The organism is Polaromonas sp. CT11-55, from assembly GCF_047303325.1.
Lineage (GTDB): Bacteria > Pseudomonadota > Gammaproteobacteria > Burkholderiales > Burkholderiaceae_C > Polaromonas.
The window spans coordinates 139,859-163,902 of the sequence record NZ_JBKBEX010000006.1; the positions used below are offsets into that span (position 1 = coordinate 139,859).

At 66.1% G+C, this 24,044-nt stretch carries 23 protein-coding genes; 13 read left to right on the plus strand and 10 right to left on the minus strand.

The window, feature by feature from the left end; translation table 11 throughout:
* The first annotated feature begins 123 nt into the window (after positions 1-123).
* The 5 genes from ACEN8I_RS08625 to ACEN8I_RS08645 all read left to right on the plus strand — a co-directional run bounded on the left by ACEN8I_RS08625 (position 124) and on the right by ACEN8I_RS08645 (position 5,641).
* Positions 124-1,794, plus strand: a complete 1,671-nt coding sequence (locus ACEN8I_RS08625) for an FAD-dependent oxidoreductase (protein WP_413327933.1) — start codon at positions 124-126, stop codon at positions 1,792-1,794.
* 33 nt (positions 1,795-1,827) lie between these two features.
* On the plus strand, positions 1,828-2,793 hold the full coding sequence (locus ACEN8I_RS08630; protein WP_413327934.1) for a Bug family tripartite tricarboxylate transporter substrate binding protein: 966 nt from the start codon (positions 1,828-1,830) through the stop codon (positions 2,791-2,793).
* A 164-nt stretch (positions 2,794-2,957) separates the two neighbouring features.
* Complete coding sequence (locus ACEN8I_RS08635; protein WP_413327935.1) at positions 2,958-3,791, plus strand: intradiol ring-cleavage dioxygenase; 834 nt, start codon at positions 2,958-2,960, stop codon at positions 3,789-3,791.
* Entirely contained in the window at positions 3,788-4,864 is a 1,077-nt protein-coding gene (locus ACEN8I_RS08640) for a maleylacetate reductase (protein WP_413327936.1), read from the plus strand. The genes ACEN8I_RS08635 and ACEN8I_RS08640 overlap by 4 nt, the downstream gene beginning before the upstream one ends.
* Before the next feature lie 69 nt (positions 4,865-4,933).
* Positions 4,934-5,641, plus strand: coding sequence for an enoyl-CoA hydratase/isomerase family protein (locus tag ACEN8I_RS08645; protein WP_413327937.1), 708 nt, complete (start codon positions 4,934-4,936; stop codon positions 5,639-5,641).
* Positions 5,642-5,671: 30 nt separating this feature from the next.
* Here ACEN8I_RS08645 and ACEN8I_RS08650 read toward each other — a convergent pair whose 3' ends face one another.
* From ACEN8I_RS08650 to fdxA, 10 genes are all read right to left on the minus strand, one after another.
* Positions 5,672-6,610 carry a Bug family tripartite tricarboxylate transporter substrate binding protein gene (locus ACEN8I_RS08650; protein ID WP_413327938.1) on the minus strand — a complete coding sequence of 313 codons (939 nt, stop codon included), beginning with the start codon at positions 6,608-6,610 and terminating at the stop codon, positions 5,672-5,674.
* Between the two features lie 52 nt (positions 6,611-6,662).
* Positions 6,663-8,099 (minus strand): sensor histidine kinase N-terminal domain-containing protein, encoded by a 1,437-nt coding sequence (locus ACEN8I_RS08655; protein ID WP_413327939.1) that lies wholly within the window; start codon positions 8,097-8,099, stop codon positions 6,663-6,665.
* Positions 8,080-8,745 carry a response regulator gene (locus tag ACEN8I_RS08660; protein WP_413327940.1) on the minus strand — a complete coding sequence of 222 codons (666 nt, stop codon included), beginning with the start codon at positions 8,743-8,745 and terminating at the stop codon, positions 8,080-8,082. Before ACEN8I_RS08660 ends, ACEN8I_RS08655 begins: the two co-directional genes overlap by 20 nt.
* A gap of 39 nt (positions 8,746-8,784) precedes the next feature.
* Positions 8,785-9,780, minus strand: a complete 996-nt coding sequence (locus tag ACEN8I_RS08665) for a Bug family tripartite tricarboxylate transporter substrate binding protein (protein WP_413327941.1) — start codon at positions 9,778-9,780, stop codon at positions 8,785-8,787.
* 222 nt (positions 9,781-10,002) lie between these two features.
* Positions 10,003-10,935, minus strand: coding sequence for an electron transfer flavoprotein subunit alpha/FixB family protein (locus ACEN8I_RS08670; protein WP_413327942.1), 933 nt, complete (start codon positions 10,933-10,935; stop codon positions 10,003-10,005).
* 11 nt (positions 10,936-10,946) lie between these two features.
* Positions 10,947-11,696 carry an electron transfer flavoprotein subunit beta/FixA family protein gene (locus ACEN8I_RS08675; RefSeq protein WP_413327943.1) on the minus strand — a complete coding sequence of 250 codons (750 nt, stop codon included), beginning with the start codon at positions 11,694-11,696 and terminating at the stop codon, positions 10,947-10,949.
* Positions 11,697-11,770: 74 nt separating this feature from the next.
* Complete coding sequence (locus tag ACEN8I_RS08680) at positions 11,771-12,964, minus strand: amidohydrolase family protein (protein WP_413327944.1); 1,194 nt, start codon at positions 12,962-12,964, stop codon at positions 11,771-11,773.
* 37 nt (positions 12,965-13,001) lie between these two features.
* Positions 13,002-13,700 carry a TetR family transcriptional regulator gene (locus ACEN8I_RS08685; protein ID WP_413327945.1) on the minus strand — a complete coding sequence of 233 codons (699 nt, stop codon included), beginning with the start codon at positions 13,698-13,700 and terminating at the stop codon, positions 13,002-13,004.
* A 106-nt stretch (positions 13,701-13,806) separates the two neighbouring features.
* Positions 13,807-14,580: a ferredoxin--NADP reductase gene (locus ACEN8I_RS08690; RefSeq protein WP_413327946.1), complete on the minus strand. Its 774-nt coding sequence runs from the start codon at positions 14,578-14,580 to the stop codon at positions 13,807-13,809.
* Between the two features lie 60 nt (positions 14,581-14,640).
* Complete coding sequence (gene fdxA / locus ACEN8I_RS08695; RefSeq protein ID WP_413327947.1) at positions 14,641-14,967, minus strand: ferredoxin FdxA; 327 nt, start codon at positions 14,965-14,967, stop codon at positions 14,641-14,643.
* 276 nt (positions 14,968-15,243) lie between these two features.
* On the opposite strand from fdxA, the gene ACEN8I_RS08700 reads away from it, so the two are divergent.
* From ACEN8I_RS08700 to ACEN8I_RS08735, 8 genes are all read left to right on the plus strand, one after another.
* A complete protein-coding gene (locus tag ACEN8I_RS08700; RefSeq protein ID WP_413327948.1) occupies positions 15,244-16,887 on the plus strand; it encodes a 6-hydroxynicotinate reductase in 1,644 nt (547 codons plus the stop codon).
* A gap of 12 nt (positions 16,888-16,899) precedes the next feature.
* Positions 16,900-17,814 carry a UPF0280 family protein gene (locus ACEN8I_RS08705; protein ID WP_413327949.1) on the plus strand — a complete coding sequence of 305 codons (915 nt, stop codon included), beginning with the start codon at positions 16,900-16,902 and terminating at the stop codon, positions 17,812-17,814.
* A 22-nt stretch (positions 17,815-17,836) separates the two neighbouring features.
* Positions 17,837-18,478: an amino acid synthesis family protein gene (locus ACEN8I_RS08710; RefSeq protein ID WP_413327950.1), complete on the plus strand. Its 642-nt coding sequence runs from the start codon at positions 17,837-17,839 to the stop codon at positions 18,476-18,478.
* A gap of 54 nt (positions 18,479-18,532) precedes the next feature.
* Positions 18,533-19,117 (plus strand): amino acid synthesis family protein, encoded by a 585-nt coding sequence (locus ACEN8I_RS08715; protein WP_413327951.1) that lies wholly within the window; start codon positions 18,533-18,535, stop codon positions 19,115-19,117.
* 66 nt (positions 19,118-19,183) lie between these two features.
* A complete protein-coding gene (locus ACEN8I_RS08720; protein WP_413327978.1) occupies positions 19,184-20,374 on the plus strand; it encodes an ABC transporter substrate-binding protein in 1,191 nt (396 codons plus the stop codon).
* Positions 20,375-20,476: 102 nt separating this feature from the next.
* Positions 20,477-22,375, plus strand: a complete 1,899-nt coding sequence (locus tag ACEN8I_RS08725) for an ABC transporter permease (RefSeq protein ID WP_413327952.1) — start codon at positions 20,477-20,479, stop codon at positions 22,373-22,375.
* A complete protein-coding gene (locus tag ACEN8I_RS08730; protein ID WP_413327953.1) occupies positions 22,372-23,151 on the plus strand; it encodes an ABC transporter ATP-binding protein in 780 nt (259 codons plus the stop codon). Before ACEN8I_RS08725 ends, ACEN8I_RS08730 begins: the two co-directional genes overlap by 4 nt.
* On the plus strand, positions 23,151-23,888 hold the full coding sequence (locus ACEN8I_RS08735; protein ID WP_413327954.1) for an ABC transporter ATP-binding protein: 738 nt from the start codon (positions 23,151-23,153) through the stop codon (positions 23,886-23,888). The genes ACEN8I_RS08730 and ACEN8I_RS08735 overlap by 1 nt, the downstream gene beginning before the upstream one ends.
* Positions 23,889-24,044 lie beyond the last annotated feature (156 nt).

A 24,044-nucleotide genomic window follows, 5' to 3' on the forward strand; every position in this document is an offset into this window, starting at 1 on the left:
GGCCCTTGCCGCCTGCCTGTCGGGCTTTGCCTGTCGCATGGGCCGGCCACCCGGGTCATTGCGGCGGCGCCATGGCTGAGGGCAAGTTCTTCAGCAAACACCACCACAAAGGAATAAAACGCCATGCCTCCCCCAACCGAGCCGCAGCTGCTCGAGACCGATGTCCTGGTTGCTGGCGGCGGCCCCTGCGGCCTGATGCTCGCGAACGAACTGGGCCGACGCGGCGTGTCTTGCCTGGTGGTCGATGCCAAGCCCGGCACCGCCTTCAATCCGCAGGCCAACGCCACCCAGGCCCGCACCATGGAGCACTTCCGGCGCCTGGGTTTTGCCCACGAGATACGCGCGCTCGGCTTGCCCGCCGACCACCCGACCGACATCGCCTACTTCACACGCTACGCGCGCCATGAGCTGTCGCGCATCAGCCTGCCCACCGCGGCCGAGGCGCAGGTCAGGATCAAGTCCATGACCGGCTCGTGGAGCGCGGCCGAACTGCCGCACCGCGTGTCGCAGAAATTCGTCGAGCAGGCCCTGCGCCGCCATGCCGAAGCCTGGCCCTCGGCCGAGCTCCGTTATGGCTGGTCGCTGGAGCGTTTCGCTGAAGAAGAAAGCGGCGTGAGCGCGAGCGTGCGCCCCACCGCCGGCGGCCCGGCGCAGGAAGTGAAAGCCAAATACCTGGTCGGCGCCGACGGCGCGCGCAGCCTGGTGCGCCGCCAGCTGGGCATCGAATGGGGCGGCGTCACCGGCATACAGCGCGAGTTCATGGGCGGAAAGATGTTTGCCGTCTACCTGCGCGCGCCGGGTTTTCTGTCGGTGCTGCGGCATCCCAAGGCCTGGATGTATGTCGCGGTCAACCACCAGCGGCGCGCCTTCATGGCCTCGGTCGACGGTGTTTCGGAGTACGCCTTCCATGCCGCGCTGCGGCCCGGGGAAGACGCCGACAACTGGACCGAGGACGACGCCCGCCGCGTCTTCGCCGAAGCCGTGGGCGTGGAGCTGCCCATCGAGATACTGTCGATGGGCACCTGGCTGGCCGGCCATGCGCTGGTTGCCCAGCGTTTCCAGCAGGGCCGGGTGTTTATCGCCGGCGATGCGGCCCACCTGTTCACGCCGACCGGCGGCCTGGGCTATAACACCGCAATTGAGGACGCGGTCAACCTGGGCTGGAAACTCGCCAGCGTTGTGCGCGGCCAGGCGCCCGCGGCGCTGCTGGACAGCTATGCGGCCGAGCGCAAGCCGCTGGCCGAACGCAACACCGGCTACGCGCGGCGCTTTGCCGATTCAGTAGGGCTGTTCGCCGCCAAGGCCGAGCTCGACGAGGCTTCGGAGCAGGGCGAGGCCGAGCGCGAGCGCGCGGCCCTTTACTTCGGCGAGCACGCCAAGCTGGAGTTCAACATTCCCGGCGTCACCTTTGGTGGCCGCTACGACGGCTCGCCCGTCATTGCCGGCGACGGCGCGGCGCTGCCGCCCGATGAGCCCAACCGCTACATCGCCACCGCGAGCCCGGGAGGGCGGCCGCCGCATGCCTGGCTGGACGACGGCCGCTCGCTGTTTGATTGTTTCCACAGTGAATGGACGCTGCTCGCGCTGGGCCCGGATGCGCCTTCCACGGCCGCTTTCGAAACGGCCGCGCGGGCGCTTTGCGTCGACCTGCGCGTGGTGCGGCTGCCGCAGGCCTCGCTGCGCGAGCTGTATGAAGCGCCGCTGGCGCTGATACGCCCCGACCAGATTGTTGCCTGGCGCGGTGCGGCGGCGAGCGACGCAGCGGCCGTGCTGATGCGCGTCACGGGCCGATGACAACGCCATAACAACACAAATAAGGAGACTTGAATGAAAAACGCAATCCGCCAAATCCTCCAACTGCCGGCCGTTGCAACGGCCTTGGCGCTGCTCGCACCGGCGCAGGCCCAGACCTGGCCCAGCAAGCCCGTGCGCATGGTGGCCTCCTTTCCGCCCGGCACGCCGGGCGACTTGATTGCCAGGCTGATCCAGCCCGCCCTGCAGGCAGCTTGGAAACAGCCCGTCATCGTCGAGAACAAGCCGGGGGCGGGCGGCAATATCGCGGCCGGGGAAGTGGCCCAGGCCAGGGATGAGCACACCCTGCTGGTCGGCCCCGACACCGTGCTCACGATCAACCCGCATCTCTACAAAAAGCTGGGCTTCGATCTGCGGCAGTCGCTCAAGCCGGTGACCTACTTCGCGAGCTTTAACCAGATGCTGGTTTGCAACCCGGCCTCCGGCGTCAACACACTCGCCAGGTTCACCCAGCTTCCCGCCGGCAACACCTACGCCTCCGGCGGGCCGGGCACGCCCAGCCACATGGCCATGGAAATGCTGCTGGCGGCCACCGGCACCCGGCAGACCCATGTGCCCTACAAAGGGCCGGGGCCGGCCGCGCAGGACGTGCTCGCGGGCCATGTGGGCTGCGGTTTTATCGTCTCTTCCGTGGTGCTGCCGCATGTGCAGAGCAGCCGGCTCCTGGCGGTCGCCGTCTCCAGCAAGGAGCGCTCGGTGCTCCTGCCCGCAGTGCCCACGGTGGCCGAGAGCGGCCACGCCGGTTTCGACGCGACCTTCTTCGAAACCCTGATGGCGCCCGCAAGCCTGCCCGCCGCCGTCACGGAAAAAATCCAGCGCGACGTGCGCGCCGCACTGATGGCGCCGGCCATCAAGGCAAGGCTGGCGGAAATGGACCTGCGCGTGGAGGCCGGAACGCCCCAGGAATCCGAAAAACGCAGCCGCGAAGACTTCGCCAAGTGGGGGATGATTGCACGGCAGACACAACTCCAGCTGGACTGAGATGAAACACCCCCTGAGTCGCTTCGCGCCTTCGCTCTCAAGGGGGACGACGCGTGTGGCCGGGCCAAGCCCGTTCCACGGCGTCCGCTGGCCTTGCGCGTGCCAGTTTCATGCGATGTGGATGGCGCGCAGCGCAACAGATTACCGAAAAAAGGAGAGCTGCCATGCGCAACCTTGACCGCAACACCATCACCGAAGCCGTGCTCGCGCGCCATGCCGCGGCGGCGGACCCGCGCTTCAAACACATCATGACCAGCCTGGTCAATCACCTGCACGCCTTCGCGCGCGAGGTCGAGCTCACCGAAGAGGAATGGTTCAAGGGCATTGAGTTCCTCACCCGCTGCGGCCACATCACCGACGACAGGCGCCAGGAGTTCATCCTGCTGTCCGACGTGCTGGGCCTGTCGATGCTGACGGTGGCGATGAACAACGACAAGCCGGCAGGCTGCACCGAGGCCACGGTATTCGGCCCCTTCCATGTGGAGGGCGCGCCGCACTACGAACTCGGCGCGGACATCGCCAACGGTGCGCGCGGCATCCCTTGCCTGGTTCGCGGCACGGTGCGCGGCGCGGCGGGGGAGGCGGTGCCGGGCGCCCACATCGATGTCTGGCAGTCCGACGAAGAAGGCCTGTATGACGTGCAGCATGCGGAGATCGACCATGCGCAGGCGCGCGGAACCTTCAATGCCGATGCCAAAGGGGGCTACCACTTCCGCTCCATCCTGGCCGTGCCCTATGCCATACCGCATGACGGCCCGGTCGGCGACCTGCTCAAGGCGGCGGGCCGCCACCCGTGGCGGCCCGCCCACCTGCATTTCATGATCAAGGCCGAAGGCTATGAAACCCTGATCACCCATGTGTTCCGCAGCGACGATGCCTACCTCGACTCGGATGCCGTGTTCGGCGTGCGCCAGTCCCTGGTCGCCGACTGGAAGCCCCAGCCCGACGGCAGCTACCTTGTCGAATACGACTTCGTGCTCAATCCGTCCCGGCCATGAAGGAGTTCATCTACAACGGCCAACCCTCGCGCGTGGTGTTTGGTGCCGGCGCGCTCCAACACCTGGAGCGGGAAATCGAATTGCTCGGAGCGCGCAAGGCGCTGGTGCTGTCCACGCCTGAGCAGCGGGACCAGGCGCAAAGGGTGGCCGACCGCCTTGGGAGCCGCGCCGCCGGCATTTTCGCCAGGGCCGTCATGCATGTGCCGATAGAGACGGCACGCGAGGCGCGCGAAGAGGCGCGCCGGCTGGGTGCCGATTGCGCGATTGCCATCGGCGGCGGCTCCACCACCGGCCTGGGCAAGGCCATCGCGCTGGACTCGGGCCTGCCCATCCTGGCCATCCCCACCACCTACGCCGGCAGCGAAATGACGCCCATCTACGGCATCACCGAGGCCGGCTTGAAAAAGACCGGAAGGGATGCGCGCGTGCTGCCGCGCACGGTCATTTACGACCCGGCGCTGACACTGACTTTACCCGTGGCGCTCAGTGTGACCAGCGGCATGAATGCGATTGCGCACGCCGCCGAGGGCCTGTATGCCCAGGACAGCAACCCGGTGATGGACCTGATGGCCGAAGAGGGCATACGCGCGATCGCGCAGGCCTTGCCCGGAATTTGCCGGCGTGCCGATGACATGGGCGCGCGCGGCGAAGCGCTGTACGGCGCCTGGCTTTGCGGCAGCGTGCTGGGCAACGTGGGCATGGCCTTGCACCACAAGCTGTGCCACACCCTGGGCGGCAGCTTCAACCTGCCGCACGCCGAAGTGCACACCGTCGTACTGCCCCAGGCCATGGCCTTTAATGCTGAGGCCGCGCCCAGGGCCATGGCCCGTATCGCACGCGCTCTTGGGGCCACGGGCCGCGGCAGTGCCGCTGCGGGGCTGTTTGACCTGGCCCGCGACAACGGTGCGCCGGTGGCGCTCAAGGACATAGGCATGCAGGCCTCGGACCTGGACCGCGCGGCCGACCTCGCCGTGCAAAACCCCTACTGGAACCCGCGCCCCATTGGGCAGGCGCAGCGCGGCGAGATCCGGCAATTGCTGCAGCGCGCTTATGAAGGCGTCCGGCCGGATTGAGTGGCTGTCTTTGCGGCGATAGAGTCGCCGAGCAGCACGCGGGTGGTTTCCTGGTTCAGAATCACCCCCATGACAAGCCCCAAACTAACCATCGAGTTCGCGGACGGCATCATGGCCCTGTCCTTGAACCGCCCCGACAAACTCAATGCCATCGACAACGAACTGGCGCGTGCGCTGCTCGCCGCGATTGGGCAGGCCGCACGCGACGACAAAGTCAGGGTGCTGCTGCTGCGCGGCAATGGCCGGGCGTTTTGTGCGGGAAGGGACGTCGGCGCGCCACCTACGGAAGACGACCTGGTGCTGGTGCAGGCCGTAGCCCAGGCGCTGGTGTCCTTGCCCAAGCCGGTGGTGGCTGCCGTCCATGGCTGGACCGTGGGCGCCGGCTTTGAGTGGATGCTCAATGCGGACATCGTGCTCGCGGCGGAAAGCGCGCGCTTCAAGCTGCCCGAGGCATCGTTGGGGGTTTTTGTGACCGGTGGATTGACGGCAACGCTGCCCGCCTACGCGGGTCTTGCGCGCGCCAAGGCGCTGATGCTGCTGGGCGAGGAGTTCTCGCCCGCCCAGGCGCAGGCCTGGGGGCTGGTCTGGAAAGTGGTTCCCGATACCGAACTTGAATCCGCTTCGCGGCAGACAGGTGCCAGGCTGGCGGCGCTTTTGCCGGAAGTCGCCGCCAGCTTTAAGCGGGTGCTCAATGAAATCGGGCTTCGCCGCTTTGAGGAGGCCATTGCGCTGGAGAATGAGGCCCAGCGGGCGCTGGGAGGCCGTACGCAGGTTTAGCCCCAACGCCAAGAATCGGCCTGGCAGGATTCAGCCGCGCACCCTCAAGCCGAGCTCGCGCGCCATCACGCCGTAAGCGCGAATCTGCTCCTGCACAAAATCTTCGAGAGGCTTTCCCGTGAGGGCGAAAGGATAAAGGCCGTAACGCTGGCGCAGCACGTCGATGTCCGGGTTTGCAAGGGCGTCCGAAAACAGGGTGACCCATCGCCGGTAGGCCGCTTCGCTGGTGTTGCGGCCCACATACAGGCCGCGTACGGTGGGCCAGGATAGGTTGATGCCCTGCTCGCGTGCCGTGGGCAGGCCGGCATGCTGGCCACTGAGCCGCTTGGGCGACAGCACCGCGAGGATGCGCACTGGCGCCCCGGTGGCCATGGCCTGCGCAACCTCGGCCATATCGCCGCAGAAAACGGAGACATGGCCTCCGGCCAGCGCCGTGAGCGCTTCGCCACCGCCTTCGAAGGACACGAAGCGCATGGACTTGTGATCGCGGCCCGCGGCTTTCACGAGCAGCGCTGCCTTGATCCAGTCCTGGCTGCCGACGGTGCCGCCCGCGCCAAAGATCACGCTCGCCAGGTCCTTCTTCAGGGCCGCGGCTAGCACCGTGAGCGAGCGCACCGGTGAGTCCTTGTGCACGGCAATGACACCGTAGTCGGTTGCAATCGCCGCGACCCAGCGCACGTCGGCCGCGGTATGGGGGCCGAACTTGCCTTGCGCGAGGTTGAGCAGCGAGCCGCTCGAAAACGCCACCAGCGTATCGGGATTGGCCAGCTTGCCCGAAGCGATGCGGTCGAAGGCCACCGCACCGATGCCGCCGGGCATGTAGGAGATTTCCAGGGAGCGTTTGCCGGCGCGGCCGTGCTCCAGCATGGCACCGGCCAATCTGCAGGTCAGATCGAACCCGCCACCCGCCTTGGCAGGCACCAGGCAGGCGATGGCTTCGGGCGATGAAGCCGCGCGCGCGGACAACACCGCAGCGAGGGGGAAAGCGAGAGGAAAAGAGAGCAGATGTCGGCGTTGCATTTCAGGCCCCCGCAGTCATGGGTCCGTCCCGGCCGGACCTGGGCCACCACAGGCTGGCGTGCAGGCCGGTTCCGCTTTCGGGAATGTCCAGCCGCAAGGCGCCGCCATGGCGTTCCGCCACGGCGCGTGCGATGGCCAGGCCCAGGCCGGAGCCCGAAGCCCGCGCCGCCTGGTCGCGCTGGCGCGAAAAGCGCTGGCCAAGCGTGTTGCGCAGCGCCTCACTGAGTCCGGCGCCGTTGTCGGTCACACCCAGGCTCCATCCCAGCATGTCGGAGGAGAACGTCACGGTGACCACGCCTCCCGCGGGCACATGGGCCACCGCGTTGGCGGCCAGGTTGAGCAGGGCTTCCTTCAAAAACTCCGCATCACCCTCTGCCATATCGTCGGTCTCGCGCCCGCTGACGCCGAGGTCTATGCCCTTGGCCCTGGCCGCCGGCATGCAGCGCAGGGCAACATCGCGCGCGATGGCGGCCAGGTGTATGGGCTGGGCGTTGAGCACGGCCGAGTCGCTGCGGGCCAGCGTGAGCAACTGGTTGGTGGTGTGTGTGGAGCGGCCGATCTCATCGCGCAGGGCGGCTATGGCTTCGGCTTTGCGTGCCGCATCGGCCTCGCCGATAACGTAATCGACCTGCATCTGCAGGATGGTCAGATGGGTGCGCAACTGGTGTGAGGCGTCGTCGATGAATGCGCGTTGCTGCGTCGCGAGCTGCTGCGTGCGCGCCATCTGCTGGTTGACGGCGGCGACCAGCGGTCGCACCTCGGCCGGCAGGTCGGTGCCGCGCACCGGCGCCAAATCGTCCGGGCGCCGTGCGCCGACTTCGGCCGCCAGGCGGGCCAGCGGACGCAGTGCCAGGCTGACGCCGAGTGCCACGCACAGGAGTGTGAGCAAGAACACCACACCGTCCCGCCATATCGCCAGCGCCATGAACCGCCAGGTGAATTCCTGGCGCGACTGCACATTCTCGGCCACCTGAATCAGCACGGTCGCATGATCGTCATTGCCGGCCATGCCCGGCTTGCCCGTGGGCATGCGGTATGCCGCCACGCGTACCGCTTCACCGAAGTAGTGCGCGTCATAGAACACCGGGGTTTCCAGGCCCAGCGTGCCCGGCGCGGGCGGCAGATCGGCGCTGCCCAGCTCGACAAGGCCGTCCGAACTGGCGATCCGGAAATACACCTGCCCGTTGGCCGTGAGCTCGAAAAATTCGAACATGCGATAAGGCAGTTCGACCGACAGCCCGCCCGACTCTGTCGAGACATTGGCTGCAATCGATTTGACGGCACCCAGCAGTGAGCGGTCGTAGGCCGAGTTGGCCGCATCGGTCGCGTCGCGATCCGTCATCCAGAGCTCGAGCGCGGTGATGGCGCCCAGCATCGGCAGCAGCAACAGCAGCAGCGCCGCGCGAAGGCTTCGCCCTTCACGCCGCTTCCAGCGCATAACCCAGCCCTCGCATGGTCACGATGCGAACGCCCGACGATTCGAAGCGCTTTCGCAATCGGTGCACCATCACTTCGACAACCTCGGGATGCACGTCTTCATCGTCGGAAAACACGCGACTCAGGATCTGCTGCTTGGACATGGGCTCGCCGCTGTGCTGGATCAGGACGCGCAGCACCGCGCCCTCGCGCGGCGTCAGCGCAAGCGGCTCGCCGCCCAGCAGGAACTGTTTTCTGGCGGTGTCCAGAACCAGCGGGCCGCAAGACAATCGAGGATGCTCGACACCGCGAGCGCGCCGGACTAGCGCGTGCAGCCGCGCCTCCAGTTCGGCCAGGGCAAAGGGTTTGGAAAGGAAGTCGTCGGCGCCCAGGTTAAGCATCTCGACGCGATCGGTGAGCGCGCCGCGCGCCGTCAGCACGATCGCCGGCAGCCGCTGGTCACGGCTGCGAAGCCGGCGCAGGACCTCTTGCCCGTCCAGGCCGGGCAGGCCCAGGTCCAGGATCAGCACGTCATGGTCATTGGCCTGCAGTGCCTTGTCGGCCAGGCGCCCGTCATTGACCCATTCGACCTGGATGCCAACGGCCTCCAGGGCCTTGGAAAGCCAGGTCCCCAGGTTGAAATCGTCTTCGGCGAGGAGCGCGCGCATAGCGGTGATCTTAGCGGCTGTTCCTTGTAGCCGGAACCGTCAATCGGGTTTGATCTTCGCGCGCTCGACCACGACTTTCCAGCGCTTTTGCTCGACCGCGATGAACTGCGCATACTGCTGCGGCGTGTTGCCGATGGCCTCGGCCGCATCGGCGCCCAGGCGCTCCATGGACGATGGCGATTTCACAGCCTTCATGGTCGCGGCCGACAGTTTTTCGAGGTTGGCCGGGCTCAGGTTGGCCGGTGCCTGCAGGCCGTACCATTGCGTCATCTCGAAGCCCGGGAAGCCCTGTTCGGCCACGGTCGGTACGTCCGGCAGTTGCGCCAGCCGCCTGGATGAACCCGTTGCTATGCAACGCAACTTTCCGGCCTTGATGTGTTGCAGGATGGCCGAGGCACCCACAGCCGCGGCGTCGAGCCGGCCGGACAGCAGATCGGTCAGCTGCGGGCCCGTGCCGCGGTAAGGCACGTGCAACATGAATATCCCGGCGGTCATCTTCAGGTATTCAAATGCCAGGTGTCCGGCGCTGCCGTTGCCGGCCGAGCCGTAGCTGAGCTTGCCCGGCTTGCTTTTGGCATAGGCAATGAATTCGGTCAGGTTCTTCGCCGGCACATCCGGGTGCACCACGTACAGGCTGGGCACCTTGGCGAGCAGGCTGACGGCCTGGAAGTCCTTGACCGGGTCATAAGGCAGCTTGGGAAAGATGTAGGGGTTTACCGCCAGCGTACCGATGTGGCCGAGGATCAGGGTGTGCTGGTCGTCCGCGTGAGCCACGTCGGCCATGGCTATGTTGCCGGCCGCGCCCGGTTTGTTGTCAACGAAGACGCTTTGCCCCAGGAACTTCGTGAGCTCGGCCGCGGTGGACCGCGCGACCACGTCCGAGCTGCCGCCGGGCGCGAAAGGTACGACGAAGCGTATGGCCTTGGACGGCCAGGCCGGTTGCGCTCCGGCGGTGTTGAGAATGCCCGCGCTGCCCAAGCCCAGGGCGGCGCTCGCGCCCAGCAGGCGGCGGCGGGAAATGTTGGTGGGGTGCATGTTTTGTCTCCTTCGAATTGAAGAGACGATGGTGCCTGCGCGGGGCTTTCAAAACCCTTTCAGACGGCTTTGCCAGTGACCAGGCATCCATCTGTGTGGATCGCGTCCAATGCGCGCCGCGCCCGGGGTACAGGCCGACGCGGCCTGACAGCGAGCAGCGTCGCAAGTGGCCTGCAAATTTTTCACTCCTTCCCCCAGCGGGGGAGGGAGTTAACTAACAAGTTACAGCGCCGCAACCAGCTCAGGCACGGCCGTGAACAGGTCCGCTTCCAGGCCGTAGTCGGCCACGCTGAAGATCGGCGCTTCGGGGTCCTTGTTGATCGCCACAATGACCTTGCTGTCCTTCATGCCGGCCAGGTGCTGGATCGCGCCGCTGATGCCGGCCGCGATGTACATCTGGGGCGCCACGATCTTGCCGGTCTGGCCCACCTGCCAGTCGTTAGGGGCGTAGCCCGCATCGACAGCGGCACGGCTCGCACCGAGTGCGGCGCCCAGCTTGTCGGCCAGCGGCGTGAGCACTTCGCTGAACTTCTCGCTGGAGCCCAGCGCGCGCCCGCCCGAGACAATGATCTTGGCGGCCGTCAGCTCGGGACGGTCGCTCTTGGCGATCTCGGAGCCCAGGAAAGACGACTTGCCGCTGTCGGCCACGCCGGCCGGCGTTTCAATCGCGGCCGAGCCACCGGTGGCGGCTGCCGCGTCAAAGCCCGTGGTGCGCACGGTGATGACTTTGGTCGCGTCCAGGCTTTGCACGATGGCGATCGCGTTGCCGGCGTAAATCGGGCGCTCAAAGGTGTCTGCGGCGTCAACCTTGGTGATGTCGGAGATCTGGCCGACATCCAGCGTCGCGGCCACGCGCGGGGCGATGTTCTTGCCCGAGGCGGTGGCGGGAAACAGGATGTGCGAATAAGCGGAGGCAATGGCCACCACCTGGGCGGCCATGTTCTCGGCCAGGCCGTGGGCGAAGTGTTCGCCTTCGACGTGGATGACCTTGGCGACGCCGGCAATCGCGGCGGCGGCCTTGGCGGCGGCTTCGGCGCCAAGGCCGGCCACCAGCACGTGGACTTCACCACCACACTGGGCGGCGGCCGTCACGGTATTGAGGGTGGCGGGCTTGATGCTGGCGTTGTCGTGTTCAGCAATAACGAGTGCGGTCATGTCATCGGTCCTTAAATTACTTTGGCTTCGTTCTTGAGCTTGTCCACCAGGGCGGCCACGTCGGCCACCTTGACGCCGGCGCTGCGCTTGGGCGGCTCGCTGACCTTCAGGGTCTTGATGCGCGGCTTGACGTCGACACCCAGGTCTTCGGGCTTGAGGCTGTCGAGCTGCTTTTTCTTGGCCTTCATGATGTTGGGCAGCGTGACGTAGCGCGGCTCGTTGAGGCGCAGGTCGGTGGTGATGATGGCGGGCAGCGTGAGCGAGAGGGTTTCCAGGCCGCCGTCGACTTCGCGCGTGACCTTGGCGGTGCCGCCTTCGACCTCGACCTTGGAGGCAAAAGTGGCCTGGGGCCAGCCCAGCAGCGCGGCCAGCATCTGGCCGGTCTGGTTGCAGTCGTCGTCGATGGCCTGCTTGCCCAGGATGACGAGCTGGGGTTGTTCTTTCTCGACCAGGGCCTTGAGCAGCTTGGCCACGGCCAGGGGTTGCAGTTCTTCGGCGGTTTCGACCAGGATGGCGCGGTCTGCGCCTATGGCCATGGCGGTGCGCAGGGTTTCCTGGCATTGGGCGACGCCGCAGCTGACGGCGATGACTTCGGTGACCATGCCTTTTTCTTTCAGGCGCGTGGCTTCTTCGACGGCGATCTCGTCAAACGGGTTCATGCTCATCTTGACGTTGGCGATGTCGACACCGCTGCCATCGGATTTGACGCGGACTTTCACGTTGTAGTCGACTACACGTTTGACGGGGACCAAGACCTTCATTGACCAATTCCTTGATGCTTGATGAATAAATGGCGCGCAGGGCTAGCCCCGCGCGGAAAAAAATAGAGGCAGCCTCAGGCCGCGACGATCTGGGGGATCTGCGTGGCCGGTGGCGTATTGCGGCTGCGGCCGCAGCGCACCAGGCCGTCAATCATCACCATGCCGACGCCGGGGATGTCGCCGCGCTGGATGCTGTCGAGGATGTCGCGCCCGGCGGAGTGCTGGGCTTTGTCCATGAAGACAAAGTCGGCATCACGGCCGGCTTCTATCAGGCCGCAGTTGAGTTTGCGGATGCGTGCCGTGTTACCGGTGGCAAAACAGAAGGCCAGCTCCGGGGGAATGTTGCCCAGGCTGCAGAGCAGGGAGATCAGGCGCAGCATGCCCAGCGGCTGGACGCCCGAGCCGGCGGGGCCGTCGGTGCCCAGGATGACGCGGTGCGGGCACTTGAGCTGCAGCGCCGCCTGGGCGGCGGCGATCGCGACCTTCTCGTTGCCGTTGTGGACGATCTCGATCGCACGCGAGGACTTCTCGCAGAGTTCGCAGACATGCGCCTCCGACAACGCCGTGTGCCCGCCGTTGATGTGGCCTATCACGTCCGCATCGGCCTCCAGCACCACGTCCTTGTCGATCAGGCCGGAGCCCGGAATCGACGGGCCGCCGGTGTGTATGGTGCTCTGGATGCCGTATTTGCGCGCCCAGCCGACCATCTCCTTGGCCTCGTAGCCCGCCTTGACGGAGCCCAGGCCCACTTCGCCGAGCAGCGTGACGCCGGCCTCGGCCAGGTCCTTGAAGTCCTGCTCGGTCATGCCTTTTTCGATGATGGGCGCGCCGGCCAGCACCTTGACGCCGCCCGGGCGGAAGTTGTCGAAGGCGCGCTGTGCGGTGATGGCCAGCGCTTTCAGGCCCACGATGTCCTTGGGCCGCCCCGGCAGGTGGACCTCGCCGGCCGAGATCATGGTGGTGACGCCGCCGTGCATGGTCGAGTCTATCCAGCCGATCTGGTTCTGGCGCGGCGTCCAGTCGCCGAAGACCGGGTGCACGTGGCTGTCGATCAAGCCGGGCGCTACGCAGGTCTGCTGCGCGTCGATCACAGTCTGCGCGTGCGCGATGTCGCAGTCCTTGGCCTTGCCGACGGCAACGATCAGGCCGTCGTTCACGACGATGGTGTCGGCGTCCAGGATGGGGCGGTCTATGTCGCCGGACAGCAGCAAGCCGATGTTTTTGATGACGACTTTTCCAGACTTGCCGGTCGATGCTGCTTCTGCCATGGATGGCCTCTTTTCAGTGGTGTGTGGAAGGTGGAAATCAGGGGTTCAGCATGACGGTGCGCAGCACGGTGCTGATGATGAAGGCCTGCCACTGGGCCAGCGCTTCGGGCGACTGCAGGTCTTCGCCCAGGAAGGCCGACAGCGTGTGGCGGTTCGAGATGTAAAAGTAGCCCGTCGCTGCGATGAGCAGGTAGACGTTGCGGGCGGAGATGTCCGAGCGGAAGATCTTCTTGCGCACGCCGCTTTCCAGCAGCTGCCGGATGATGGCGATGGCGGGCGACGAATAATCTCGCGCGCGCTGCGACTTGGCGATGTGCTTGCCGCGGTGCAGGTTCTCGGTGTTGAGCAGGGTGATGAACTCCGGGTTCTTGCTGTAGTAGGAGACCACGAAGCAGATCACGTCCGTCAGGGACTCGACGGGATGCTCGATGTCCAGCGACAGCTCGAGCTCCGCGTCGTTCATGCGGCGGTACATGTCTTCGAGAACTTCGATGAACAAGCCTTCCTTGCTGCCGAAGTAGTAATAAATCATGCGGTCGAAGGACTTGGCCGACTTGGAGATTTTCTCCACGCTGCCGCCGTCGTAGCCGTAACGCGCGAAGACTTTGGTCGCCGCGCGCAGTATGTTGTCGCGCGTGGTTTGCGCGGCCTGCTCCCGCACGCCCGGCCGTTTGGCTGCCGCGCGTTTGGGTGTCGCGGCGCGTGGCGTGGTGGTTCTGGCGGTCTTCACTGTCATGGATGGGTGTCCGGTCGCGGTTGGCAAAGGAGCGGGCCTGAGGCCGCCGGGGGAGAAATTTCCCGGGTAGTGTAGGGCGGAAGCAAGCGCCGGGCCATCTTCTTCCTCATTGCTCGGCGAAGGCGCGTTCAATGACAAAGTCGCCCGGCCTGGAGGTGTTGCCCTCCGTGAAGCCTTTGCCCTCGAGCATGTGTTTGAGGTCCTTGAGCATGCCGGGGCTGCCGCAGATCATGACCCGGTCGTGCGCCGCGTCCAGCGGCGGCAGGCCCAGGTCCGCCTGCATCTTTCCGGTTTCGATCAGGTCGGTGACGCGCCCCATGTTGCGGTAGGCCTCCCGCGTGACGGTGGGGTAGTACAGCAACTGTTTGGAGATCAGCTCGCCGAGGAATTCGTGCTGGGGCAGGTGCTCGACGACCAGGTCGTGGTAGGCCAGTTCGTCGGCCTGGCGCACGCCGTGGACCAGCACGACCTGCTCGAACTGCTCGTAGGTCGCGGGGTCGCGGATGATGCTCATGAAGGGCGCCAGGCCGGTGCCGGTCGAGAGCAGGTAGAGCCGCTTGCCCGGCAGCAGGTAGTCGATGACCAGCGTGCCGGTGGGCTTGCGCCCGACGATGATCTTGTCGCCGACCTGGATGTGCTGCAGGCGCGAGGTCAGCGGGCCGTCTTCCACCTTGATGCTGAGGAACTCCAGGTGCTCTTCATGGTTGGGGCTCACGATGCTGTAGGCGCGCAGCAGGGGCTTGTCGTTGACCCTCAGGCCGATCATGGTGAAGTGCCCGTTGCTGAAACGCAGCGAGGTATCGCGGGTGGTGGTGAAGGTGAACAGGCGGTTGGTCCAGTGGTGGACGGACAGGACGGTTTCTTCGTTGAAGGCGCTCATGGTGGTGTGGATGTGGAGAGTCGGTAGGGATATAAAAGGGGCGCGCTGGCCGGCGTGCTTTCAGCCGAGATCCAGGCCCGCCAGCTTGTTGGTCTTGTCCTTCCACAGCTCGGCGTCCGGCAGGGGCGCGATGCGTTTGGAGATGGTGGGCCACAGCTTGGACAGCCTTGCGTTGATTTCCAGGAAGGGCTCGAACTGCTCGGGCGTGTCCGTGTCCGCGTAAATGGCGTTGACCGGGCATTCCGGAATGCAGACGGCACAGTCTATGCATTCGTCCGGATCGATGACCAGGAAGTCCGGGCCCTGCTTGAAGCAATCCACCGGGCACACGTCAACACAGTCGGTGTATTTGCATTTGATGCAGGCATCGGTCACTACGTGCGTCACAAGAACTCCTTTGCGCGGCGGTTCGGGCCGGCTATCGTCGATGCAGGCAATGTGCCACATTAATGTAGTGAACGCAACATTTAAGTTAAGTGTCCACAACATTTTTGAAAATAAATTGGAGGCCGCGGTGCAAATCCTATTGCGCGGCAATTCCGTATCCGCTACATTGAATTTAAATGTAGCAAATGCAACATGTAAATTAAGTGCGCACTACATTGGGGATTGTGCCCCGGAATGGCGCCCCGGGATGGGGCCGATGCGAACAAGGCGAACACGATGACCGAACACACAAAAACGGACGGCCTGCCGGGCATGGACGGTCTTCCCCAGGTGCTGGAAAAGGCCAGGCCGCGCAATGAGCGCATGAACAGCGAGAAGATCGAGTGCAACGCCTGCCCGGTGCTGTGCCAGATTTCCGACGGCCGCAGCGGCGCCTGCGACCGCTATGCCAACCACGGCGGCACGCTGGTGCGTGTGGATCCCGTGCTGCTGCTGCGCCGCACCCTGTCGGGTTCGGAGCCGCAGCTGGTCTCCTTTGCGGGGCGTGAAGCCGCGGCGCAACCCGCGCCGCAGGGCGGCGTTGCGGGCGGCCTGCCAGCGGCGGCACCGTCACCGGCACCGGCCTGGAGCGGCGACCTGTTGCTGGCCGACGAGGTGTTTGTCACCGGCGTCGGTTCGTCAACGACCTACCCGGACTACAAGCCCGCGCCCTTTATCGTGTCGTCGAAGGCGGCCGGCGTCGACATGGTCACGGTGGTCACCGAAGGGATCTTCAGCTACTGCAGCCTCAAGGTGAAGATAGACACCGACCGCTTCCTGGGCGCGGAGCAGGCCAATGTGCGCTGCAAGGGTGAAGTGGTCGGCCATGTGACGACGGCCGAATACGGATCCCAGATGCTGTCGCTGGGCGGCGTGCACCACCTGACCGGCGGCAGCAAGAAGGAGGGCCGCGTGACCGTCGAGATGATGCAGGCGCTGGGCAACAAGCAGGCCGTGGAGTTCACCATCGACGGCGGCTCGCAAATCCTGATCCAGGCGGGCCGCGCGCCCATCGTGAACGGCGTGGAAGAAAAACGCATGCGCGTGGGCTGCGGTTCGGCCACGGTCGGCATCTTTGCCAAGCAGCTGTTCGGCAAGCTCGACGAGGTCGTGGTCGTCGACGACCACATCACCGGCGTGCTGACCGAGCACCAGGCCGGCCGCTGCCTGGACATGCCGCCCTCCGGCATCAAGATGCGCGGGCGCAAGTCCACACCGGGGCGCTATTTCCAGGTCGCCAATCCCGGTGTGGGCTGGGGCGGCACCGACATCGCCGACCCGCTGTCCATCATCGAAACCTGGGATGCCTCCGTGGCCTGGCCGGGCCTGCGCCTGCTGATGACTTCCACCACCGGGGAGCACGCGAGCTGGTATGTGCTCGACGAAGCGCTCAACCCGGTCGAGCAGGAGATGCCGCCCGAAGTGCGCCGCATCGTGGAGCGCATCGGCGAGAACTGCGAACCGTCCCTCTCCACCGTGCTTTTCCTCGGCGGGGCCGGCGGCAGCCTGCGCGCCGGCGTCACCGAAAACCCGGTCTTGCTGACGCGCGCCATCAAGGACGCGCTGGTGAACGTCACCTGCGGCGGCGCGCCGGCCTATATCTGGCCGGGCGGCGGGATCACGGTGATGGCCGACGTCATGCGCATGCCGGACAACAGCTTCGGGACCGTGCCCACGCCGGCCATCGTCGCGCCGATTGAATTCAGCATGAAGCTGGACGACTACCGCGCGCTGGGCGGCCACATGGACCATGTGCGCACGCTGGAGCAGGCGCTGCACCGCGGCGCCTGGCACAACGAAGGCGCTCCCACGGCCCTGGCCTGGACCGCGCTGCCGGCCGCCAATCCCTGGCCGCTGGCGCGTCCTCCGCTGCTGGGCTGAGGCCTGCTTGCCATGAACGCCCAACGCACGCAACTGCCCGACGGCCGCTGGCATTTCCAGCATGGGCCCATGGACATCGTCATAGGCGCCAATGGCAGCCAGCCGGCGGTGGAGGCGGCGCATGAGCAGGCCTGGCAGCGCTTCGGCGGCATTCTCGGCGAGCTGGTGCGCGAGCTGCCTGTGCTGCGGCTGCCTGTGCAAGGGCCGTGTCCGCTGAGCGGCCCGGTCGCGCGGCGCATGTGGCATGCCTGCCGGCCCTACCGGAGCGGCTTTATCACCCCCATGGCTGCGGTGGCCGGCGCGGTGGCGCAGGAACTGGTCGCCTGCTACACGGCAAGCGGCATCACGCGGGCCTGGATCAACAACGGCGGCGACATCGCGCTTCACCTTGCGCCTTCGCAGTCGGTGCGCATAGGCCTGTATGCGGATATCGACCGCCTGGGCGTCGATGAAATCCTGGACGGCGTGCAGACCGACGGGCAGTTCGAGGTCGACAGCGCCCTGCCTGTGCGCGGCGTGGCCACCAGCGGATGGCGCGGCCGCAGCTTTTCACTGGGCATCGCCGACAGCGTGACCGTGCTGGCGCGCACCGCCGCCGAAGCCGACGCGGCCGCGACCGTGATCGCCAACGCGGTGGATGTCGCCGATGCGCGCATCCTGCGCAGGCCGGCTTGCGAATTGAAAGACGACAGCGACCTCGGCGCCATTCCCGTCACGGTGGAGGTGCCGCCGCTGGAGCCCGAGCTGGTAAGCCGCGCGCTGCACGCGGGCCTCAGGCGCGCCCAGACCTTGCACGCGGCGGGCCTGATCTGGTCGGCGGTGCTGGTGTGCCAGGGGCAGTTCATGAGCACCGCCATCGGCGGTGGCTCGGTGCAAAGGCTGGACAAGCCTCGCGGCGAACGGCAAGCTGGTTCGGTATTTGCTTAATGAAATGAATGGACCTTCAACCATGATCGAAATCAGGCGCATCTTTACGCACGTGGAGCAGATACGGCACGAGTTCGGCCCGCCGCCGGCCACGCCGCTGCTGCGCGGCGCGATTGCCGCGGTGCTGGCCAATCCCTTCGCCGGGCGTTACGAGCCCGACATCCTGCCGATGATGGATGCGCTGCAGCCCGTCGGCATTGACATGGCCCAGCGCCTGCGCGCCGCGATGGATGTCCCGGCGGACCGCATCGAGGGTTATGGCAAGGGCGCCATCGTCGGCGCGGCCGGGGAACTTGAGCACGGTGCGCTCTGGCATGTGCCGGGCGGCTACGCCATGCGGGAGCTGCTGGGCTGGAAGGGCGACCGCAATGCCTATGCCAAGGGCAAGGCCGAGGAAAAAACCGGCCAGCCCGGCAACGCGCTGTCCATCGTGCCCTCCACCAAAAAAGTGGGCGGGCCGGGCACCGCGCTCGACGTGCCGATGACGCATGTCAATGCCAGCTATGTGCGCAGCCACTTCGACGCCATCGAGGTGCGCGTGCCGGGCGCGCCCCTGCCTGACGAAATCGTCTTCATCCTCGCGATGAGCACGGGCCCGCGCATCCACGCGCGTGTCGGCGGCCTGGCCGCCGGCGCGATCGCCAAATGGGACGGCCTGCGCTGAGGCGGGCATGAGCCCTACCCACGCATACCCCACACATTGAGACAAGGAAACACCATGAGCGCGAAGATCCGAAAAATCATTGTCCAGGTCGATGAGACGCTGATCGAAATGGGAAAACCCGTCACGCCGCCCACACGCCGGGCGCTGGCCATGGCCGTGATTGAAAACCCCTTTGCCGGGACTTACGTGGAAAAGCTCGACGAGTTGATCGCCATCGGCGAAGAGCTCGGCGGCCTGCTCGGCCAGAAATGCGTGCAGGCCCTGGGCATCGCGCCGGGCCAGGCGCAAAGCTACGGCAAGGCCGCGATTGTGGGCGAGGCCGGCGAGCTCGAGCATGCCGCGGCCATACTGCATCCCAAGCTCGGAGCGCCCCTGCGGCTGGCGGTGGAAAAAGGCGCGGCCCTGGTGCCGTCCAGCAAAAAGCGCGGCGGCCTGGGCACGGCCATCGACGTGCCGCTGGGGCACAAGGATGCGGCCTTTGTGCGCAGCCACTTCGACGCCATGGAAGCGCGCGTGGCCGATGCGCCGCGCGCCAATGAAATTGTGGTTGCTGTCGTCGTCACGGACAGTGGCCGGCCACTACCGCGCGTGGGCGGATTGCAGGTCCACGAAATCAAGGGCGAGGACGGGCTGCGCTGACGCGGAGCCTGCCAGCCATCAATTCGATCCACGACAACAGGAGTATTTATGAAGATGCACCCCAAGATGCTGAGCGCCGTGACCCTGCTGGGTCTGATGGCTTCGATGATGATGACGGCGCATGCGCAGGACGTCATCAAGATCGGCGAGGTCAACAGCTACAAGGCCCAGCCCGCTTTCCTGGAGCCCTACAAAAAGGGCATGGAGCTGGCCGTCGAAGAACTCAATGCCGCGGGCGGCATCAACGGCAAGAAGGTGCAGCTGTTCATCCGCGACGACAACGCCAATCCCGGTGACGCGGTGCGCGCCGCCGAGGAGCTGGTCTCGCGCGAGAAGGTCGACGTGCTGACAGGCTCCTTCCTCTCCAACATCGGCCTGGCGCTGACCGACTTCGCCAAGCAGAAAAAATTCTTCTTCCTGGCGGCCGAGCCGCTGACGGACAAGATCGTCTGGCAAAACGGCAACCGCTACACCTTCCGCCTGCGCACCTCGACCTATATGCAGGTCGCCATGCTGGTGCCCGAAGCCGTCGCGATGAAGAAAAAACGCTGGGCGGTGGTCTATCCCAACTATGAATACGGCCAGTCCGCCGCGGCCACCTTCAAGACCCTGCTCAAAGCCGCCCAGCCCGATGTGGAGTTCGTGGCCGAGCAGGCCCCGCCCCTGGGCAAGGTCGACTCCGGCAGCGTGGTGCAGGCCATGGCCGACGCCAAGCCGGACGCCATCTTCAACGTGCTGTTCGGCGCCGACCTCTCCAAGTTCGTGCGCGAGGGCAACACCCGCGGCCTGTTCCAGGGCCGTGAAGTCGTGAGCCTGCTGACCGGCGAGCCCGAGTACCTGGACCCCCTCAAGGAAGAAACGCCCAACGGCTGGGTGGTGACCGGTTATCCCTGGTACGGCATCCAGACGCCCGAGCACAAGGCCTTCTTCCTGGCCTACCACGGCAAATACAAGGACTATCCGCGCCTGGGTTCGGTCGTCGGCTACAGCGCCATCAAGTCCCTGGCTGAAGGCATGAAAAAAGCCAAGTCCACCGACACCGAGAAGCTGATCACGGCCTTCCGCGGCCTGCATGTGACGACGCCCTTCGGCCCCGTGGTGTTCCGCCCTGAAGACCACCAGTCCACCATGGGCGCTTATGTGGGCCGCACCAAGAATGAAGGCGGCAAGGGCGTGATGGTCGACTACCGCTACATCGACGGCGCCAAGGTCCAGCCCGGCGCCGCCGAAGTCAAGAAGATGCGCGCCGCCGACTAAAGGCACGGGCGCACCGGCCTGCCCGGTGCGCAGGGGCCCCGGGCGCGGCGCATAAGCTGCCGCGCCCGCGGGCTGCCGGTTACCCGCAAAAAAGGTTTATTCATGAGCTTTTCAGGCTTTATCGTGCAGCTGCTCAACGGCCTGGCCGGTGCATCCTCGCTGTTCCTGGTGGCGGCGGGGCTGTCGCTGATCTTCGGCGTCACGCGCATCGTCAACTTCGCGCACGGCTCTTTTTTCATGGTCGGCATTTATGTCGCCTATTCCCTGGTGGCCGCGCTGGGCAGCACCCTGGGTTTCTGGCCGGCCCTGCTGCTCGCGGCGCTGGCCGTCGGGGTGCTGGGCGCCCTGGTGGAAATCCTGTTGCTGCGCCGCATCTACCGCGCGCCTGAGCTGTTCCAGCTGCTGGCCACCTTTGCGCTGGGCCTGGTGATCAAGGACGGCGTGCTCTGGTTCTGGGGCGCTGAAGAGCTGCTGGGCCCGCGCGCGCCCGGCCTGACGGGTTCGGTCTCCATCCTCGGGCGGCAGTTTCCTTCCTACGACATTTTCCTGATCGTGGCCGGCCCCGTCGTGCTGGGCCTGCTCTGGCTGCTGCTCACCCGCACGCGCTGGGGCACGCTGGTGAGGGCCGCCACCCAGGACCGCGAGATGGTGAGCGCGCTCGGCGTCAACCAGGCCTGGCTGTTCACGGCCGTGTTCGCATTGGGCGCCTTGCTGGCCGGCCTGGGCGGCGCGCTGCAGTTGCCGCGCGAACCCGCCAACCTCGAGATGGACCTCAACATCATTGGCGCCGCCTTTGTGGTGGTTGTGGTGGGCGGCATGGGCTCGATTCCCGGCGCCTATGTGGCGGCGCTGCTGATCGCGGAGCTCAAGGCCATCTGCATCTGGCTGGGCCTGGTCGAGATCGCCGGCATCAGCATTTCCTTTTCCAAGCTGACCCTGGTGGTGGAGTTCCTGGTGATGGCCGTGGTGCTGGTGGCCAGGCCCTGGGGTTTGTTCGGCAGGCCCCAGGCGCCCAGCCGCCATGCGGGCGCGGCGGAGCAGCCCCTGCGCCGGCCGCAGCGCCTCTACAAGGTCGGCGGCGCGGCCTTGCTGCTGTTGCTGGCCCTGGTGCCCGCGCTCGCGGCGCAATCGCCTTACGTCACCGTGCTGCTGATCGACCTGCTGGTGGCGGTGCTGTTCGCGGCCAGCCTGCACTTCATCATGGGCCCGGCCGGCATGCATTCCTTCGGCCACGCCGCTTATTTCGGCCTGGGCGCCTATGGCGCCGCCTTGCTGGTGCGCAGCCTGAACATGCCCATGGAGCTGGCGCTGGTCGTGGCGCCCCTGGTGGCGGCGCTGGGGGCTTTTGTCTACGGCTGGTTCTGCGTGCGCCTGTCCGGGGTCTACCTCGCGATGCTGACGCTGGCCTTCGCGCAAATCACCTGGGCCATCTGCTACCAGTGGGACGCCTTCACCGGCGGCAGCAACGGGCTGACCGGCGTCTGGCCGGCCGCGTGGCTGGCCGACAAGCGCGTCTATTACTACCTGACCCTGGTCCTGGTGGTGGGTGCGGTGCTGTTCATGCACCGCATGCTGTATTCGCCCTTCGGCTACGGCATGCGCGCGGCGCGCGATTCGGTGCTGCGCTCGGATGCCATCGGCATGAACGTCAAGCGCATGCAGTGGGCGGCCTTTGTGATCGCGGGCGCGTTCGCGGGCCTGGCCGGCGCGCTCTACGCCTTTTCCAAGGGCAGCATTTCGCCGGAGAGCCTGCATGTGGGCAAATCCATCGACGGGCTGGTGATGGTGCTGCTGGGCGGCATCCAGACCCTGGTCGGGCCGGTGGTGGGCGCGGTCACCTTCACCTGGCTGCACGACACCGTGGCGCGCAACACCGACTACTGGCGCGCCATGCTGGGCGCCATCATCCTGATCCTGGTTCTGCTGTTTCCGCAGGGGATCGCGGGCTTTGCCAAACAGCTGCTGGCCAACCGGCGCGGCGCGGCGGGAGAAAAATCATGAGCTTGCTCAAGGTCACGGGCCTGGGGAAATCCTTCGGCGGCGTGCGCGCGGTGGATGGCATCAATTTCGAACTCGCCGCCGGCGAACTGCTGGCCTTGATAGGCCCCAACGGCGCCGGCAAGTCGACCACCTTCAACATGGTCAACGGCCAGCTGCGCGCGGACAGCGGCTCCATCCAGCTCGACTCCCAGGAGCTTGTCGGCCTGGCGCCGCGCGAGATCTGGCGGCGCGGTGTCAGCCGGACCTTCCAGATCGCCGAGACCTTTTCCTCGCTCACGGTGGTGGAGAACGTACAGATGACGCTGCTGTCGGCGGACCACAAGATGTTCTCCATGTGGCGCCGCGCGGCGGACCACAAGCGCGACGAGGCGCTGGCCCTGCTCGAGCAGGTCAACATGAAAGCCCAGGCGGACCGCCCCTGCAGCGTGCTGGCCTATGGCGACGTCAAGCGTGTGGAGCTGGCCATGGCCATGGCCAACAACCCCAAGCTGCTGCTCATGGACGAGCCCACCGCGGGCATGGCGCCGCGCGAGCGCAACGAGCTGATGGCCCTGACCAAGCAGCTGGTGCTGGACCGCGGCATGGCGGTGCTGTTCACCGAGCACAGCATGGACGTGGTCTTCGCCTATGCCGACCGCATGATCGTGCTGGCGCGCGGCCGGCTGATCGCCGAAGGCAAGCCGCTGGAGATCCGCGACCATCCCAAGGTCCAGGAAGTCTATTTCGGCAGCGGCAAGACCTTCGAGAAAAAATCCCTGGTAAAGGAAGCAGCCTGATGAGCAGCGCGAAGGAAATCCTGTTGCAGGCCACCGGCCTGTCGGCCTGGTATGGCGCGGCCCAGATATTGTTCGACGTCGGCCTCAATGTGCGGCGCGGCGAGGTCGTGGCCCTGATGGGGCGCAACGGCGCCGGGAAATCGACCACGCTCAAGACCCTGATCGGCATGCTCGACAAGCGGCGCGGCAGCGTGTCCTTCCTGGGCAAGGACATCTCAAAAAGCGAGCCGCACCATGCGGCCCGCATGGGCCTGGGTTTTGTGCCGGAAGACAGGCGCATCTTCACCGACCTGACGGTGACGGAAAACCTCGAGGTCGGGCGCCAGCCCGCGCGGCGCTGGCCCGATGGCAGCGAAGCGCCGCTGTGGACGCCGCAGCGGCTCTTCACCCTGTTTCCCAACCTCGGTGAAATGCCGGGCCGCGCCGGCGGCCGCATGAGCGGCGGCGAGCAGCAGATGCTCACCGTGGCGCGCACCCTCATGGGCAACCCCTACCTGGTGCTGCTCGACGAACCCTCCGAGGGTGTTGCCCCCGTCATCGTCGAGCAGATGGCCCACATGATTCTGGAGCTCAAGGCCCAGGGGGTCAGCATTCTTTTGTCGGAACAGAACATGCACTTTGCCGAGCTGGTGTCCGACCGCGCCTATGTGCTGGAAAAAGGGCAGATCCGTTATGAAGGCTCCATGGCCGACCTGGCGGCCAACGACGAAGTGCGCCGCGCCTACCTGAGTGTCTAGCCTCGTTCCACGACCGGGAATCTTATGAAACTGATCCTGAATGCACGCCGCCTGGCCCCGGCCCTGCCGGCCCTGACACTGGCCGCCGCGGGATTCGCCCGCGCGAGAACTTCATCGCGGCCCTGGAAGGCGTGGGCACGCTCGATGTGGGCGACT

What these genes read in the sequence shown, in the direction of transcription:
- ACEN8I_RS08625 (WP_413327933.1), top strand. Translation starts at nt 124, where the DNA reads ATGCCTCCCCCAACCGAGCCGCAGCTGCTCGAGACCGATGTCCTGGTT.
- ACEN8I_RS08630 (WP_413327934.1), top strand. Translation starts at nt 1,828, where the DNA reads ATGAAAAACGCAATCCGCCAAATCCTCCAACTGCCGGCCGTTGCAACG.
- ACEN8I_RS08635 (WP_413327935.1), top strand. Translation starts at nt 2,958, where the DNA reads ATGCGCAACCTTGACCGCAACACCATCACCGAAGCCGTGCTCGCGCGC.
- ACEN8I_RS08640 (WP_413327936.1), top strand. Translation starts at nt 3,788, where the DNA reads ATGAAGGAGTTCATCTACAACGGCCAACCCTCGCGCGTGGTGTTTGGT.
- ACEN8I_RS08645 (WP_413327937.1), top strand. Translation starts at nt 4,934, where the DNA reads ATGACAAGCCCCAAACTAACCATCGAGTTCGCGGACGGCATCATGGCC.
- ACEN8I_RS08655 (WP_413327939.1), bottom strand. Translation starts at nt 8,099, where the DNA reads ATGCGCTGGAAGCGGCGTGAAGGGCGAAGCCTTCGCGCGGCGCTGCTG.
- ACEN8I_RS08660 (WP_413327940.1), bottom strand. Translation starts at nt 8,745, where the DNA reads ATGCGCGCGCTCCTCGCCGAAGACGATTTCAACCTGGGGACCTGGCTT.
- ACEN8I_RS08665 (WP_413327941.1), bottom strand. Translation starts at nt 9,780, where the DNA reads ATGCACCCCACCAACATTTCCCGCCGCCGCCTGCTGGGCGCGAGCGCC.
- ACEN8I_RS08670 (WP_413327942.1), bottom strand. Translation starts at nt 10,935, where the DNA reads ATGACCGCACTCGTTATTGCTGAACACGACAACGCCAGCATCAAGCCC.
- ACEN8I_RS08675 (WP_413327943.1), bottom strand. Translation starts at nt 11,696, where the DNA reads ATGAAGGTCTTGGTCCCCGTCAAACGTGTAGTCGACTACAACGTGAAA.
- ACEN8I_RS08680 (WP_413327944.1), bottom strand. Translation starts at nt 12,964, where the DNA reads ATGGCAGAAGCAGCATCGACCGGCAAGTCTGGAAAAGTCGTCATCAAA.
- ACEN8I_RS08685 (WP_413327945.1), bottom strand. Translation starts at nt 13,700, where the DNA reads ATGACAGTGAAGACCGCCAGAACCACCACGCCACGCGCCGCGACACCC.
- ACEN8I_RS08690 (WP_413327946.1), bottom strand. Translation starts at nt 14,580, where the DNA reads ATGAGCGCCTTCAACGAAGAAACCGTCCTGTCCGTCCACCACTGGACC.
- ACEN8I_RS08700 (WP_413327948.1), top strand. Translation starts at nt 15,244, where the DNA reads ATGACCGAACACACAAAAACGGACGGCCTGCCGGGCATGGACGGTCTT.
- ACEN8I_RS08705 (WP_413327949.1), top strand. Translation starts at nt 16,900, where the DNA reads ATGAACGCCCAACGCACGCAACTGCCCGACGGCCGCTGGCATTTCCAG.
- ACEN8I_RS08710 (WP_413327950.1), top strand. Translation starts at nt 17,837, where the DNA reads ATGATCGAAATCAGGCGCATCTTTACGCACGTGGAGCAGATACGGCAC.
- ACEN8I_RS08715 (WP_413327951.1), top strand. Translation starts at nt 18,533, where the DNA reads ATGAGCGCGAAGATCCGAAAAATCATTGTCCAGGTCGATGAGACGCTG.
- ACEN8I_RS08720 (WP_413327978.1), top strand. Translation starts at nt 19,184, where the DNA reads ATGCTGAGCGCCGTGACCCTGCTGGGTCTGATGGCTTCGATGATGATG.
- ACEN8I_RS08725 (WP_413327952.1), top strand. Translation starts at nt 20,477, where the DNA reads ATGAGCTTTTCAGGCTTTATCGTGCAGCTGCTCAACGGCCTGGCCGGT.
- ACEN8I_RS08730 (WP_413327953.1), top strand. Translation starts at nt 22,372, where the DNA reads ATGAGCTTGCTCAAGGTCACGGGCCTGGGGAAATCCTTCGGCGGCGTG.
- ACEN8I_RS08735 (WP_413327954.1), top strand. Translation starts at nt 23,151, where the DNA reads ATGAGCAGCGCGAAGGAAATCCTGTTGCAGGCCACCGGCCTGTCGGCC.